We start from the raw sequence: 13,646 nt of genomic DNA, 5'->3' as shown, positions 1-13,646 counted from the left end.
TCATGAAAGTCGATCTGTTCGATTTCGCGTTGCCGCCGGAGCGCATCGCGCTCCGTCCGGCTGCGCCGCGCGATTCTGCCCGGATGCTGGTGCTCGACGCAGGCGTGACGCGCGACCGGTCGGTCGGTGATCTGCCCGGCGAATTGCGCGCGGGCGATTTGCTCGTGTTCAACGATACGCGGGTTATCCCGGCGCAACTGGAAGGGCGACGCGGCGATTCGAAGATCGGCGCGACGCTCCACAAGCGCGAGGGGCCGCGACGGTGGCGCGCTTTCGTCCGCAATGCGCGGCGGCTGAAGCAGGATGACGCGATCGACTTCGGTGCAGGCGTGATCGCGCGCGCATGCGACCGGGGCGAGGACGGCAGTTTCGCGCTCGAGTTCGAAGGCGACGAACCCGTCGAACTGCTGCTCGAACGCGCAGGCCGGATGCCACTGCCGCCGTACATCGCGGCACGCCGCCCGGCGGATGCGCAGGACGCGGACGATTACCAGACAATGTTCGCAGCGGAAAAGGGCGCGGTGGCAGCGCCGACTGCGGCCCTGCACTTCACGCCCGAGCTACTGGCACGGCTCGCCGATGCCGGGGTGGAGTATGCCACGCTGACGCTCCACGTCGGCGCGGGGACATTCTTGCCGGTCAAGGCGGACGACACCACCGAGCACAAGATGCATGCGGAATGGGGTAGGATCGATGCGGCGACCGCGGACCTGTTGAACGCCGTGCGTCAGCGGGGCGGGCGCGTGATCGCGGTGGGCACGACCAGCCTGCGTCTGATTGAAAGCGCGACCGACGAAGCGGGCGTCATTCGCCCGTTCGAGGGGGATACCGCGATCTTCATCACCCCGGGGTATCGGTTCCGTGGGATCGATGGCCTGATGACCAACTTCCATTTGCCGCGCTCGACGCTGTTCATGCTCGTGTCCGCGCTGATGGGCACCGACCGGATGCAGCAGGCGTACGACCATGCGATCCGCGACGGCTATCGTTTCTACAGCTATGGCGATGCGAGCCTGTTGCTTCCATCGAGAGGGTAAAGATGCGCGCTGTTCTGGCCGGAGTGCTCGCGTTGGTTTCAGTTGCTGGCAACGCGTCGGCGCAGACGCCGCCGGCCGTGGTTGCGACCCCGCCCGCGCCCTCGCAGCCGACCGCGACGATCGTTGCGGAGCCCGCGGCGGTGTTCATCGCCGCGTGCGACCAGGATGCGGACGGGCGCACCACGCGCGCCGAGCTGACCGCATGCGTGACCCGCAGTTTCGCGCGGATCGACACCGGCAACAGCGGGTCGCTCGGCTATATCGGGTACGCCGATTGGGCGCTGCTGTGGCTCGGCGATCGCAACGCGCTGCCGAGCCCGTTCGGGGTCGATGCCAATCAGGACAATCGCATCACGCCGGATGAACTGCAGGCGGAGTTCACGCGACTGTTCGACCGCTACGACCGCGACCGGGACGGCGTGGTGACGCGCGCCGAAGTGCTGTCGATCCGCAGCGGGCTCCTCCCGGTCGATAGCGGCAAGCGTAAGCGTCGCTGAGGGCGCGGTGTCACATAGCGCGTGACTTGGCGCGCGCCGCGTTGCTATTTGCAACTGATGTCTATCGCGCCCGCTGTCCGCCTGCCGACGCAGGATTTCGCACCCACCACGCACAAGGGATTGATCTATCCGTTCGGCGGGCAGGAGCCCGCACCGGGGGAGACCATGTCCGTCCGGCCGGGGATCCAGTGGGTCCGGTTGCACATCCCGGGACCGTTGCGGCACGTCAATTGCTGGTTGCTTGACGATACCGACGCCCGTGGCGACGGCGTTGCGCTGATCGACACGGGCATGAACACGGACTCCGCCCGCGATACTTGGAAGACGCTGTGGCGCGGCCCGTTGGCCGGTGTTCGGGTGACGCGCATGATCGGGACGCATTTCCATCCCGATCACATCGGTCTGGCCGGTTGGATGTGTGATCGGCATGCAGCACCGTTGGTGATGACGCGCGGCGAATGGCTGACCGCGCGCATGCTGGTCGCGGATGCGCGCGATGCGGTGCCGTCCGAGATGATCGCGTTCTGGCGTGGGGCAGGGTGGGACGATGCGCAGATCGCGCATGCCGAGGCACGCGGCTGGGCGGGCTTCAGGAAGATCGTCACGCCGTTACCGCTCGGGTACAGCAGGATCGTGCACGGCGACACGCTGACGATCGGGGATGTGGCATGGCAGGTCATCGTCGGCTCCGGGCACAGTCCGGAACATGCGTGCCTGTATGATCCAGTCGGCGCGGTGCTGATCGCGGGGGATCAGGTGTTGCCGCGGATCAGCCCGAACATATCGCTCGGCGTGACCGAGCCGGAAGCGGACCCGCTGGGCGAATGGTTCGCGTCGATCGCCCGGTTGAAGCAGGTGCCCGACGACGTGCTTGTCCTGCCGGGGCATGGCGACCCGTTCACCGGGCTTCATCGCCGCCTCGATGCGATGGATCGCGAGCATCGCGAGCGGCTGGACGAACTTGCGGTCTTTCTCGCCGAACCGCGGCGGTCCGTGGATTGCTTCGGCCGCCTGTTCCGCCGCGCGATTGGCCCGGACATGCTCGGCATGGCGACCGGGGAAGCGCTCGCGCATCTGCGACGGCTCGAAGTCGAAGGGCGTGCGGTGCGCGAAACCATCGACGGCGTCTGGTGGTATCGCGCGCTCTGACCGGCTAGCCTGCGTCAAACGCCCAGAGGCGAATCAGCAGGAGAGTGCCATGTGCGACGAGCATACCGCAGCCGATAACGACGCGTTCGTCGGCACAGGGTCGATTTCGCGCCGCCAGTTTGGCGCGATGAGCGGTGCGGCCGGCCTGGCGATGCTGCTTCCGGCACCGGCCAATGCCGCAGCGATCAAGGGGCGTGACGTCGCGGTAAAGACCCCGGACGGCACCGCGGACGCCTATTTCGTTGCGCCAGCGACGGGGAAGCATCCGGCCGTCCTGATCTGGCCCGACATCATGGGGCTGCGCCCCGCCTTCCGGCAGATGGCGGATCGACTGGCGCAATCGGGTTATGCCGTCCTCGTCGTCAATCAGTTCTACCGGTCGACCAAATCGCCGTTCCTGGCACCTGGAGAATCCTTCGACCAGCCCGAGGTTCGGGCGAAGATCATGCCGTTTACCAAGGCGCTGAGCCCGGCTGGAACGGTGAAGGACGCGGTGGCGTTCACCACCTTCCTCGACGCGCAGCCGGAGGTCGACCGCAAGCGCGGGATGGCATCGACCGGGTATTGCATGGGCGGGCCAATGGTGATGCGGACGGCGGCAGCCGTGCCGGGCCGAATCAAGGCGGGGGCGACCTTCCACGGTGGTGGGCTGGTCGGCACCGACGCCGACGCACCGGACAAGCTGATCCCGCAAATGAAAGCGGCGTACCTCATCGCGATCGCGGAGAATGACGATCAGCGGGCGCCGACCGACAAGGATACGCTCAAGGCGGCCTTCGTTGCCGCCAAGCTTCCGGCGGAAATCGAGGTGTACACCGGGACGAAGCATGGTTGGTGCCCGCCTGACAGCCGGATCTATGATGCGAAGCAGGCGGACCGGGCGTGGGAGCGGATGCTTGCGCTGTTTGGTCGGACGCTCTGAGGGGAATTGACCTGGTCGGCAGATACGTTCTACTCCTGTTCCAGGTTGAGCCGGGGGCGCAACGACGATGCTGAAATTCTACACCAATCCGATGTCGCGCGGGCGAATGGCGCGATGGATGCTCGAGGAAGTCGGCGCGCCGTATGAGGCGGTCGTGCTCGACTATGCTTCGACGATGAAAGAGGAACCGTATCTCGGGATCAACCCGATGGGGAAGGTCCCGGCAATCGTTCACGATGGGCATATCGTGACCGAATGTGCCGCAATCTGTGCATATCTGGCAGACGCTTTCCCCGAAGCCGGGCTGGCACCATCGCTTGCCGATCGTGCGGATTATTACCGGTGGCTGTTCTTTGCGGCAGGGCCGGTCGAACAGGCGGTCACCAACAAGGCGTTGGGTGTGACGCCTGACACAAAGCAGCAGCGCATGGCCGGATACGGAACGTTCGACCTGACGATCGAGACCTTGACCAAGGCGCTGACGGTGAACCCGTATTTTGCCGGACAATCGTTCAGCGCCGTCGACGTATATGCCGGTTCGCAAATTCTTTGGGGAATGCAGTTCGGATCGATCCCCAAGAACGCCGTGTTCGAGGATTACGCCGGCCGGGTCACCAGCCGTGCCGCATATGGTCGGGCGGCGGAGATCGACGATGCGCTCATCGCGGCGTCGGCCGCGGCGGGGTGAGCGGACGCCGAGGCTAAGCCGCTGGATTGCGCTCGCGATAAGCGGCGCGGCGGTCGGGGAGCGCTTTCATTACATCGGCGCGCCACTCGGGGGTCGCGGCGGACCAAGCCGCGATCTCGTCCAGCGTCCGTCCGCACCCCGTGCAAACGGCATCGGCCGGATCGATCCGACACGACGATATGCATGGGCTCGCGATTGGCGGCTCGGTAGTAAGGAGCGCCGCCGCCACGTTCCGTCCGATCAGTAGGTCAACCGTGCGAGCAGGAAGTTCGGAACCGGGCCGTTCCAGTCGCTGTCGGCAAACGAAGGCTCGTCTGGCTCAGTCGGCTGAATCGGCTGCGCAACCGGTACTGCGCGATCCTGCGAACGACCACGACGCGGCTCGCGTTCGCGTCGGGCGCGTTCGGGCACGGGCGCACGCTCGGCTTCAGGATCCTCGACCGGTACTGGCGGAGCGGCGTCCACGACCGGTGTGGCTTCGTCCACGGCGTCCTGCGTGCTGGCGGTTGCCGGAGTCGTCTCGGACTTGGCCTTGGAACGGCTGCGGCGCTTCTTCGGCGCGGGTGCCGCGCTGTCGTCGGCAACGGGCGCTTCTTCCGGAACAGCGGCCGCCTCGGTCGGCGCGTAGCGTTCGATCTTGAGGCCCGTCAGCTTCTCGATGTTCTGGATGTTTTCGGCATCGTCCGGCGTGGCGAAGGTGAAGGCGACACCGGTAGCGCCTGCGCGTCCGGTGCGCCCGATCCGGTGGACGTAGTCGTCCGGATGCCACGGCGCGTCGAAATTAAAGACGTGGCTGACGCCCTTGATGTCGATCCCGCGTGCGGCGACGTCGGATGCGACCAACATGTTGACCTCACCCTTCTTGAACCGGTCAAGCTCGGCAATCCGTTGCGACTGTTCCATGTCGCCGTGAATCTCGCTCGACGCGAAGCCGGCGCGCTGAAGCGCTTTGTTGAGCTCGCGTACGGTCGTCTTCCGGTTCGAGAAGATGATCCCGGTCTTGACCTCTTCGGAGCGAAGCAGCTTCATCAGCACGTCGCGCTTCTTTGCTGCGGTGACGTTGACCAGCCACTGCTTGATGTTGACGTTGGCCGTCGCGGGGCGGGCAACCTCGATCGTCTTTGGGTTGGCGAGAAACTTGTCCGCCAGCTTCTTGATCGGCGGCGGCATCGTCGCCGAGAAGAGCAACGTCTGCCGCGTCTTGGGCAGCTTGGTGCAGATTTCCTCGATGTCGGGAATGAACCCCATGTCGAGCATCCGGTCCGCCTCGTCGATCACCAGCATCGAACAGCCCGTCAGCAGGATCTTGCCGCGCCCGAACAGGTCCATCAACCGTCCCGGCGTCGCAATCAGGACATCGACGCCCTTTTCGAGCGCAGCAGTCTGATCGCCCATCGATACGCCGCCAATCAGCAACGCCATCGATAGCTTGTGATACTTTCCGTACTTCTCGAAATTTTCCGCGACCTGCGCGGCGAGCTCGCGTGTCGGTTCGAGAATGAGCGTTCGCGGCATCCGCGCACGGCTACGACCTTCGCCGAGGATGTCGATCATCGGCAGGACGAAAGCGGCAGTCTTGCCGGTCCCGGTCTGCGCAACGGCCACGAGGTCTTTCCCCATCAGGATCGACGGGATCGCGCTCGCCTGGATCGGAGTCGGCTCCGTATAGCCGGACTCATTGACGGCGCGCTGGAGTTCGTCGGAGAGGCCGAGATCGGCAAATGTCATGCGGTGTCCGGAATGATCGTCCGGGCGAAAGCGCCCGTAAACGGTGTCAAGCGCTTGCGGATTGGGCGGCAATTGTCAAGATAAACGGCAACTTTCGCGCTAGCGTCTCGCTTCGAGACGCTTGAATCGATCGATTTTGCAGATGCTGCCCGATCGAGCGCGAATGGAGTCGCGGTCAGCGCAAACCAGCCCGTCGCTGGTCTGCTTCAGATACAGGCCCGAATAGAAATCCAGCGCGGGACAATGATCGTCGAGTTCTGCCCGCAAACGGCTGCCATCCGCCACAATAAGGTCGACGCTGTCGGCCCCTGTGATCACGGCGCCTTCTAGCAGATCAGCGGAGACACAGCGGGGGCCGCGCTTCTCATTCCATCGCAAGGACCGGTTTGGCATCGCTTCCGGCATGGGATGCCCGCCAAGCACCCGTGGGATTCTTATGATGATCCTCTGCCGGATCGACAGCTGTGCGATCTCGACGCCATCGAACGCAAAAGGGTCCGCCGGCGCCGACGGCGCAAGGGCAAGCATGAGGATGAAAGGTAGGACGACGTTGGCCATGGGTAACGTTGGGTTACCCTATGGGTTTGAACCGTTGCTGAACTGATCGTCATTCACAATGGATCGCACCCTTGCAAGATCGCTCTGGACGGCGATCAAAGGACGATCGCGACTCCCACGATTACTGCCCACATCAGCAGCGAAATCAAGCTTGCGATGATGAAGCCAGTGGTCGCCGACAGTGGTCGTCCGCCGGAACTTGTCGTCAACCGCCCGTGATCCGTCCACTCGATACGCATCATAATCGCTCCTACGCGAAGCCCTCTACTTGGGGTCCACCCCGCACTGGTGAATAAGGTTAACGGGCGATGCAAGCGTTGGTTCACGGTCATTGCCGCGCGACGGACCAGGATCGTTGCTGCGTCGCAACATAGATCGCAGCGGTATGGGCTGGCGTAAGGAATGAGGACGGTTCCCGCAGAAGCAGCGACAGTGTCGCACAACCACCGCGATTTATGCCGCGTTGGTGAGGTGCGAACGAACACTTGACCCTTCAAGTCGCTTGCGAAGGTAATCCGGCGCTGTCCCTCCGGCGAAAGCTGCTACTCGGTGATCTGCGGGCGTGCGGTCATTCGGAACGCCCGAAATTCCGACGCGGCTCCTGCACGGCGCATGCGATACTCCCCTTTTTCCGTGCTTTTTAGAGGTGAAACCCTGTTTCACCGATAGAGGGCTGTCGCGCTCGGCCGCGAACCGGCGCAAGCCTTTCGGCGCACGGTCGTTCTCGTGGGGTAGTACGTTTTGCGCAACCGTTTGCAGGATGCATCGCGGCGGCATTCCCTCGCTGCGACCCGAACGCTCGGGGCGATTTCGGAAGGGGTAAAGTTGGGCCCGGTTCGCAGTGCGTCTATTACTGATCTGAAGGCCAGCCGTTCGACGCGGCTTCGTACCCTATTTTCTCCTTCGCAACCGCGGCACGGAAGCATGAAAATAAATTCTCCCTTGGCGTGGGACTAAGGGGCGAAATGCAGCTCGTAGCTGCGCCGTTCTGGCTCACTGTCGTACAAGGGCATGCCGACGGCGTGATTCGCGGCCGTCCGCGGATGCTTGCCGCAACTCGAAAACGGCTTATCGTCGCGCCCATGCCGGAAACGGTGACAATGCGGGGTGGACGATGGCGACAAATTTGGTGCGCGGCAGGACGGCGGACGTTCCGCCCGACGCGGTACCGCAGCCGAGCCGCCGCGATATCCAATTGATCATTACCGCCTCGTCGCTCGGTACGATCTTTGAGTGGTATGACTTCTTCATCTACGGGACGCTCGCGGCTTCCGGGGTGATCGGGCGGACGTTCTTCCCCGCGCAAAGCGAACTGCTGCAGACGCTCTATGCCTGGGCCGGGTTCGCGGTGGGTTTCGGCTTCCGACCGCTCGGAGCAATTCTGTTCGGATTTCTCGGCGATCGCCTCGGACGGAAATATACGTTCCTCGTCACGATCTCGATGATGGGCCTCGCCACAGCGGCAGTCGGGCTGGTGCCATCGGCAGCGGTGATCGGGCTCGCGGCGCCTTTTATCGTCCTCAGCTTGCGTATCCTGCAGGGGCTCGCGCTTGGCGGTGAATATGGCGGTGCCGCGATTTATGTCGCGGAGCATTCGCCTCCCGGCAAGAGCGGATATTATACCAGTTTCATTCAGGCGAGCGTTGCAGGCGGTTTCATTCTCAGCCTCGTGGTCGTGCTGGTCACCCGCGGTCTGTTGGGATCGGCAGCCTGGACCGCATGGGGCTGGCGCATCCCCTTCGTCTTTTCCTTGGTGTTGCTGGCCGTGTCGCTGTTCATGCGGCTGAAGCTGGCCGAAAGCCCGGTGTTCCAGCAAATGAAAGCAGCGGGCACCACCGCCCGCAATCCGTTCGTCGAGAGCTTCACGTTCCCGGGGAACCTGAAGAGATTGGCAGTTGCGTTGTTTGGGATCGCGGCGGGGCTCACGGTGATCTGGTATACCGCGATGTTTACCGTCCTGTCTTTTCTGGAAGGGCCGATGCGCGTGGACGAAACCACCGCGCAGTTGATCGTCGGGGCAGGCGCGCTGGGCGGGTTGGGTTTCTTCGTTCTATTCGGGCGTTTGTCGGATCGGTATGGCCGCAAGAACCCGATTATCATCGGCTATTTCCTTACGCTTGCGCTACTGTTCCCAGTGTTCTGGGTCATCGGCAGCGCAGCCAATCCACGGCTTGCCGAGGCCGCCCGGCACGCTCCAGTGGTCGTCTCGGGTCCGTCCTGCGCCTATAATCCGTTCGCCGCGAAGCAGGCGGATGCCTGCGGGCAATTGCTGGATACGTTGTCCCGCAAGGGAGTGCCGTACCAGAAGGCGCATACCCCGATGACGCTCGTCATCATCGGCGGTACCCCGGTGACCGACCGGAGCAGTGCAGGGCTCGACGCGGCGCTGGTCGCGGCTGGATATAATCTCGATCCGGTCGTGCCCGGACCGGGAAGCATCGCGCTGATCCTCGCCGCGATTCTCGTGCTCAGCGCGCTGTCGGGAATCACCTACGGGCCGGTCGCGGCGCTGCTGGCGGAAATGTTCCCGCCGCGGATCCGGTACAGCTCGATGTCGATCCCGTATCATGTCGGGACCGGCTATTTCGGAGGTTTCCTGCCGTTTATCAGCCAGTTCATCGTCGCCCGAACCGGCAATCCCTACGCCGGCTTGTGGTACACGTTCGCGGTGGTGGCGATGGCGTTGGTCGTCACAACGCTCTGGCTGGAGGACGTACGCCCCGCCCGGTCGAACGCAGGCTAGCCGAACGCCATTCGGGCCGCTACCCGCGGTCGCATGAATGCGCCGCTCCGTCTCTCGCTCGATACCGCTGCTCTCGTCGCCAACTGGCAGGCGCTTGATCGTCTGAGTGGCAGCGCGGCGTGTGGCGCGGCGGTCAAGGCAGACGGCTATGGTTTGGGCGCGCGCGGCGTCGTCGAGCGGTTGATTCAGGCTGGCGCACGGGACTTCTTCGTGGCGAGCTGGAACGAAGCCGCCGCAATCGTCAATCTGGTCGGGGAGGCGTCGATCGGGTTGAGCGTGCTGCACGGCGTGCGTGCCGAGGACATGGCGCTTGGAGGGCAGGGGTTTGCCAGGCCGGTCCTCAATACGATCGAACAGGTCCAGCGATGGCGTGCTGCGGGCGGCGGAGCGTGCGACGTCATGGTCGATACCGGGATGAACCGGTTGGGCGTCTCGCCGCAGGACGTAGCGGATGGGCTATTGCAAGGTCTCACGATCGACACGCTGATGAGCCACCTGGCCTGTGCGGATGAAGATTGCGCAGCCAATGCGCAGCAACGCAGCCGGATGGATGCGCTGCGCGGGGTCACCCAGGCACGGCGCATGAGTCTGGCCAATTCGGCGGGTATCGCGTTGGGGCCGGACTATGCGTACGACCTGACGCGTCCCGGCCTGGCGTTGTATGGCGGCGTACCGCGCGGGGAACTGGCGCCGGTGTTGCAGCAAGTCGTGACGCCGCAGGCGCAGATCCTGCAACGCCGCGTGCTCGCTGCGGGGGATTCGATCGGCTATAACGCGCGTTACACCGCCACGGCGCCGGTCGAGGTTGCGATCCTCAATATCGGGTACGCCGACGGATATTGGCGCGGTTTCACCAACGCGGGGCGGGCGCGTTCGGGGGATGCGGTCCTGCCGGTGCTCGGGCGCGTATCGATGGATTTGACCGCGATTTCGGTCGATGCGCTGGCGACGCTAGCGGAAGGCGACTGGGTGACGCTCGACTTCGCCTTGCCCGAAGCGTCCGCGCTATCGGGGATGTCGCAATATGAGTTGCTGACCGGGCTCGGATCCCGGTTCAACCGGATTTGGATGTAACGGATCGCCAAAACGGTTCGGTTCTGACGAAAACGCCCCGGAACCTTGAGAAAGGTCCGGGGCGTAGCCGTATTACTGGTCCCGCGTCCGGACGGGGCGCGGGCCCCGTCCTGTCTGTCCCGTTACCGTTCGATGCACATGGCGATCCCCATGCCACCGCCGATGCAAAGCGTGGCCAAGCCCTTGTGGGCATCCCGCTTCGCCATCTCGTACAGCAGCGTCGTCAGTACGCGGGCGCCCGATGCGCCGATCGGATGGCCGATCGCGATTGCGCCGCCGTTGACGTTGACACGCTCCGCGTCCCAGCCGAGTTCCTTGCCGACTGACAGCGCCTGCGCCGCAAACGCCTCGTTCGCTTCGATCAGGTCGAGATCGCCGATCGTCCAGCCGGCCTTCTCCAGCGCGCGGCGCGATGCCGGAACGGGGCCGATGCCCATCACCGACGGATCCACCCCCGCCGACGCCCAGCTCGCGATCCGCCCCAGAATCGGCGACCCGCGGCGCTCGGCTTCGGCGCGGGTCATCAGCACCAGCGCAGCAGCGCCGTCATTGAGCCCGGATGCGTTCGCTGCCGTGACCGTGCCGTCCTTCTTAAACGCCGGGCGGACCCCCGAAACGCTGTCGAGCGTGGCGCCAGCGCGGATGTACTCGTCATCGGACACGATCGTGTCGCCCTTGCGTCCCTTGATCGTCACGGGGGCGATCTCGTCGCGGAAGCGGCCCGCCGCGCGCGCTGCTTCGGCGAGGTTCTGCGAGCGGACCGAGAACTCGTCCTGCGCGCCACGAGTGATCTGATATTGTTCGGCGAGGTTTTCCGCCGTGATCCCCATGTGATAGCCGTTGAAGACGTCGGTCAGGCCGTCCTTGACCATCGTGTCGATCAGGCTGAGGTCGCCCATCTTCTGCCCGCCGCGAATCGACTGGGCGTGCGCACTCATCGACATCGATTCCTGGCCACCGGCGACCACGATCGTGGCGTCGCCGCATGCAATCGCCTGCGCCGCCAGCGCAACCGTACGAAGGCCGGATCCGCAAACCTGATTGACCCCCCAGGCCGGGACTTCCTTCGGGATGCCCGCCGCCATCGACGCCTGGCGTGCCGGGTTCTGGCCCTGCGCCGCAGTCAGTACCTGCCCGAGGATCACTTCCGATACGTCTTCGCCTGCGACGCCCGCCTGCGCCAGCGCGGCTTCGATCGCGATGCGTCCAAGCTCATGCGCCGGGATGGTGGCAAACGCGCCGAGGAAGCTGCCCACGGGGGTGCGCTTGGCGGCGGTAATGACGATGTCCTGCATGGCGGGCTCCTGGTTCGAAAACGTCGCTAAGGAAACGGCGGGCGACAAAAGAGAAGATCTATCTAGGTTCCGGCAACGCGTTTAGCCAGTCCGACAATGGCTTCCACAATTGCGTTTGTGCATTGCTGCCGACAATCATGCCGACGTGGCCGGCCCCGAGATCGCGGCGATCGGCTAGGTTGGCGGCGGTTGCGGCGGGCACGATGCGGTCATTGCGCGAGACGAAGTCAATCGCGGGGCAATCAAGCGCGGTCGGGGAAATGTTCCGACCCGAAAGGGACCAGGCGCCCGTTCCCGGGCAATCCCGTGCAATGAAGTCTTCGAACAGCTGTTTTCCCGCGGCGAAGGGCAGGGGCGCGCCCGCATTGGCCCAATCTTCCATCGCGACGAACAGGTGGAACGCCGCCGAGCCGGGCTCGACCCGGGCGAAATCTTCGTACTTCGAAATCGTCCGCGCGGGGTCGAGCCGCCAGAACCCGCTTTGCAAGACTTCCATCGGAACCAGCCCGATCCGTTCGCAAAAAGGTCGCGCGCTGTTCCACAACTGCGCGATATCGGTGCGCGCTGCCGCGCGCAGACCTGTGAACCGCCATGGCGCCGCCACCATCGCAAGGCCGGCCACTTTCGTCAGCGCAGCTGCAGCAAGCGCCATGGTTCCGCCGAGGCAATAGCCGACGAGCACCGGCGGTTGGGAAAATTTGGCGATCAGGGGAAGCAGGATCCGTTCGACATGCGCATCGATATCGAGCGTCTTGTCAGGACGCGGGGTTCCCCAGTCGAGCAGGAACGGCCGGTGCCCCTGCTCTGTAAGCCACCGCAGCAGCGAACGGTCGGGAAGAAGATCGAGAACGTGCGGCGGGTTGATCAGCGATGGCACGACCAAAACGGGACGCCCCGTCGCACCACGGTGCGCATAGTCACGGACTCGCGCCGTGCCCTTGCGGAACCGGGCGGGCGCATGCTTGCGGCCCCCCCCTCTGGGCGCCTGCTGATAGGCCCGGAGTCCGGCGAGTGCTGCGGCGCGGCGTTCCGGCGACGATGCGGTCTCGGCGTGTAACATATCGAGAAATAAGGGAAGTGGTCGCGGCCCAACCGGGATTTCCACCGGTTCCCCGTGTTGCAGCGCGGCAATAAAAGGTGGTAGGGTCGCCGAGACCATAAGGCGGGGAGCCCTTCTCAATGAAGAAGACCATTCCGGGCGACGGCCCGGTGACGATCAAGAAATATGCAAACCGCCGCCTCTATAATACCGAGACGTCGTCTTACATAACATTGGAACACCTTGCGGCGATGACGCGCGAGGGGCGTGATTTCAAGGTGATTGATGCGAAGTCCGAGGAGGACATCACGCACAACATCCTGACGCAGATCATCATGGAAGAGGAGCAGCGTGGGCAGACGATGCTTCCGGTGCCGTTCCTGCGACAGCTCATCTCCATGTATGGCGACTCGATGCAGGCAATGGTCCCGGGCTATCTCGAAGCATCGATGGACAGCTTCCGCCGCAACCAGCAGCAGTTCAAGTCCGCGGTCGAGGGTGCGTTCGCGAATTCTCCATTCGCGGAACTTGCGAAGCAGAACATGGCGATGTTCGAAGCCGCGACCGCCGCGTTCAAACCGGGTACGGTTCCAGGAACGCCGGGGGAAGCCGCTGCGACGCCTGCGGCCGGATTGAGCAAGGACGAAGAGATCGCTGCGCTCAAGGCCGAGCTAGGTCGTCTCAACGACAAGGTAGAGAAGCTCGGAAGCTGACGGACGGCGAAGATGTGGTGGGGCGGAGCGGCAATTGCGGTTGGCGTGGCGGTGCTCGCGGGGGTGGCTGACTGGCGGCGCACTCGGCGCGAGGACCTCGACCGCTTCGGCCTCGTCGATTGGCGTACTGTCCAGATGGCCGCGCTGGTCGGCGCAGCATTGTGCGTGATCGTTGCGCAGCACGGATGATGCTGGGGAAGCGT

Annotated in this window: 15 protein-coding genes; 9 read left to right on the top strand and 6 right to left on the bottom strand. The window is 64.3% G+C overall.

The window, feature by feature from the left end:
- Window positions 1-2: 2 nt before the first annotated feature.
- The 5 genes from queA to QBJ92_RS10360 all read left to right on the top strand — a co-directional run bounded on the left by queA (window position 3) and on the right by QBJ92_RS10360 (window position 4,293).
- Window positions 3-1,037 carry a tRNA preQ1(34) S-adenosylmethionine ribosyltransferase-isomerase QueA gene (gene queA, locus QBJ92_RS10380; RefSeq protein WP_277969621.1) on the top strand — a complete coding sequence of 345 codons (1,035 nt, stop codon included), beginning with the start codon at window positions 3-5 and terminating at the stop codon, window positions 1,035-1,037.
- A 2-nt stretch (window positions 1,038-1,039) separates the two neighbouring features.
- On the top strand, window positions 1,040-1,534 hold the full coding sequence (locus QBJ92_RS10375; RefSeq protein ID WP_277969620.1) for an EF-hand domain-containing protein: 495 nt from the start codon (window positions 1,040-1,042) through the stop codon (window positions 1,532-1,534).
- A 57-nt stretch (window positions 1,535-1,591) separates the two neighbouring features.
- Window positions 1,592-2,683 carry an MBL fold metallo-hydrolase gene (locus QBJ92_RS10370; RefSeq protein ID WP_277969619.1) on the top strand — a complete coding sequence of 364 codons (1,092 nt, stop codon included), beginning with the start codon at window positions 1,592-1,594 and terminating at the stop codon, window positions 2,681-2,683.
- A 49-nt stretch (window positions 2,684-2,732) separates the two neighbouring features.
- The gene (locus QBJ92_RS10365) at window positions 2,733-3,605 is read left to right on the top strand and encodes a dienelactone hydrolase family protein (RefSeq protein WP_277969618.1); all 873 of its coding nucleotides are present in this window, start codon (window positions 2,733-2,735) and stop codon (window positions 3,603-3,605) included.
- A gap of 67 nt (window positions 3,606-3,672) precedes the next feature.
- Window positions 3,673-4,293 carry a glutathione S-transferase family protein gene (locus tag QBJ92_RS10360; RefSeq protein ID WP_277969617.1) on the top strand — a complete coding sequence of 207 codons (621 nt, stop codon included), beginning with the start codon at window positions 3,673-3,675 and terminating at the stop codon, window positions 4,291-4,293.
- Between the two features lie 13 nt (window positions 4,294-4,306).
- Here the strand turns inward: QBJ92_RS10360 and QBJ92_RS10355 are convergent, their stop codons facing one another.
- The 4 genes from QBJ92_RS10355 to QBJ92_RS10340 all read right to left on the bottom strand — a co-directional run bounded on the left by QBJ92_RS10355 (window position 4,307) and on the right by QBJ92_RS10340 (window position 6,818).
- The gene (locus tag QBJ92_RS10355) at window positions 4,307-4,522 is read right to left on the bottom strand and encodes a DUF1289 domain-containing protein (protein WP_277969616.1); all 216 of its coding nucleotides are present in this window, start codon (window positions 4,520-4,522) and stop codon (window positions 4,307-4,309) included.
- Between the two features lie 11 nt (window positions 4,523-4,533).
- Window positions 4,534-6,021: a DEAD/DEAH box helicase gene (locus QBJ92_RS10350; protein ID WP_277969615.1), complete on the bottom strand. Its 1,488-nt coding sequence runs from the start codon at window positions 6,019-6,021 to the stop codon at window positions 4,534-4,536.
- A 99-nt stretch (window positions 6,022-6,120) separates the two neighbouring features.
- Entirely contained in the window at window positions 6,121-6,579 is a 459-nt protein-coding gene (locus QBJ92_RS10345) for a hypothetical protein (RefSeq protein WP_277969614.1), read from the bottom strand.
- A 95-nt stretch (window positions 6,580-6,674) separates the two neighbouring features.
- Entirely contained in the window at window positions 6,675-6,818 is a 144-nt protein-coding gene (locus QBJ92_RS10340) for a hypothetical protein (RefSeq protein WP_277969613.1), read from the bottom strand.
- A gap of 875 nt (window positions 6,819-7,693) precedes the next feature.
- Between QBJ92_RS10340 and QBJ92_RS10335 the strand changes: the two genes are divergently transcribed.
- On the top strand, window positions 7,694-9,322 hold the full coding sequence (locus QBJ92_RS10335) for an MFS transporter (RefSeq protein ID WP_277969612.1): 1,629 nt from the start codon (window positions 7,694-7,696) through the stop codon (window positions 9,320-9,322).
- Window positions 9,323-9,355: 33 nt separating this feature from the next.
- Window positions 9,356-10,396 carry an alanine racemase gene (locus tag QBJ92_RS10330; protein WP_277969611.1) on the top strand — a complete coding sequence of 347 codons (1,041 nt, stop codon included), beginning with the start codon at window positions 9,356-9,358 and terminating at the stop codon, window positions 10,394-10,396.
- 122 nt (window positions 10,397-10,518) lie between these two features.
- Here QBJ92_RS10330 and QBJ92_RS10325 read toward each other — a convergent pair whose 3' ends face one another.
- Window positions 10,519-11,691 (bottom strand): acetyl-CoA C-acetyltransferase, encoded by a 1,173-nt coding sequence (locus QBJ92_RS10325; protein WP_277969610.1) that lies wholly within the window; start codon window positions 11,689-11,691, stop codon window positions 10,519-10,521.
- A gap of 58 nt (window positions 11,692-11,749) precedes the next feature.
- Window positions 11,750-12,850, bottom strand: coding sequence for an alpha/beta fold hydrolase (locus QBJ92_RS10320; RefSeq protein ID WP_277969609.1), 1,101 nt, complete (start codon window positions 12,848-12,850; stop codon window positions 11,750-11,752).
- Window positions 12,851-12,870: 20 nt separating this feature from the next.
- On the opposite strand from QBJ92_RS10320, the gene phaR reads away from it, so the two are divergent.
- Window positions 12,871-13,443 carry a polyhydroxyalkanoate synthesis repressor PhaR gene (gene phaR, locus QBJ92_RS10315; RefSeq protein ID WP_277969608.1) on the top strand — a complete coding sequence of 191 codons (573 nt, stop codon included), beginning with the start codon at window positions 12,871-12,873 and terminating at the stop codon, window positions 13,441-13,443.
- 12 nt (window positions 13,444-13,455) lie between these two features.
- Window positions 13,456-13,632, top strand: a complete 177-nt coding sequence (locus QBJ92_RS10310; protein ID WP_277969607.1) for a hypothetical protein — start codon at window positions 13,456-13,458, stop codon at window positions 13,630-13,632.
- Window positions 13,633-13,646: the final 14 nt, after the last annotated feature.

The sequence above is a fragment of the Sphingomonas echinoides genome (assembly GCF_029623395.1).
GTDB classification, from domain to species: Bacteria; Pseudomonadota; Alphaproteobacteria; order Sphingomonadales; family Sphingomonadaceae; genus Sphingomonas; species Sphingomonas echinoides_A.
The sequence above is the reverse complement of the archived record's forward strand: the minus strand, read 5'-3'. Positions and strand labels throughout refer to the sequence as shown.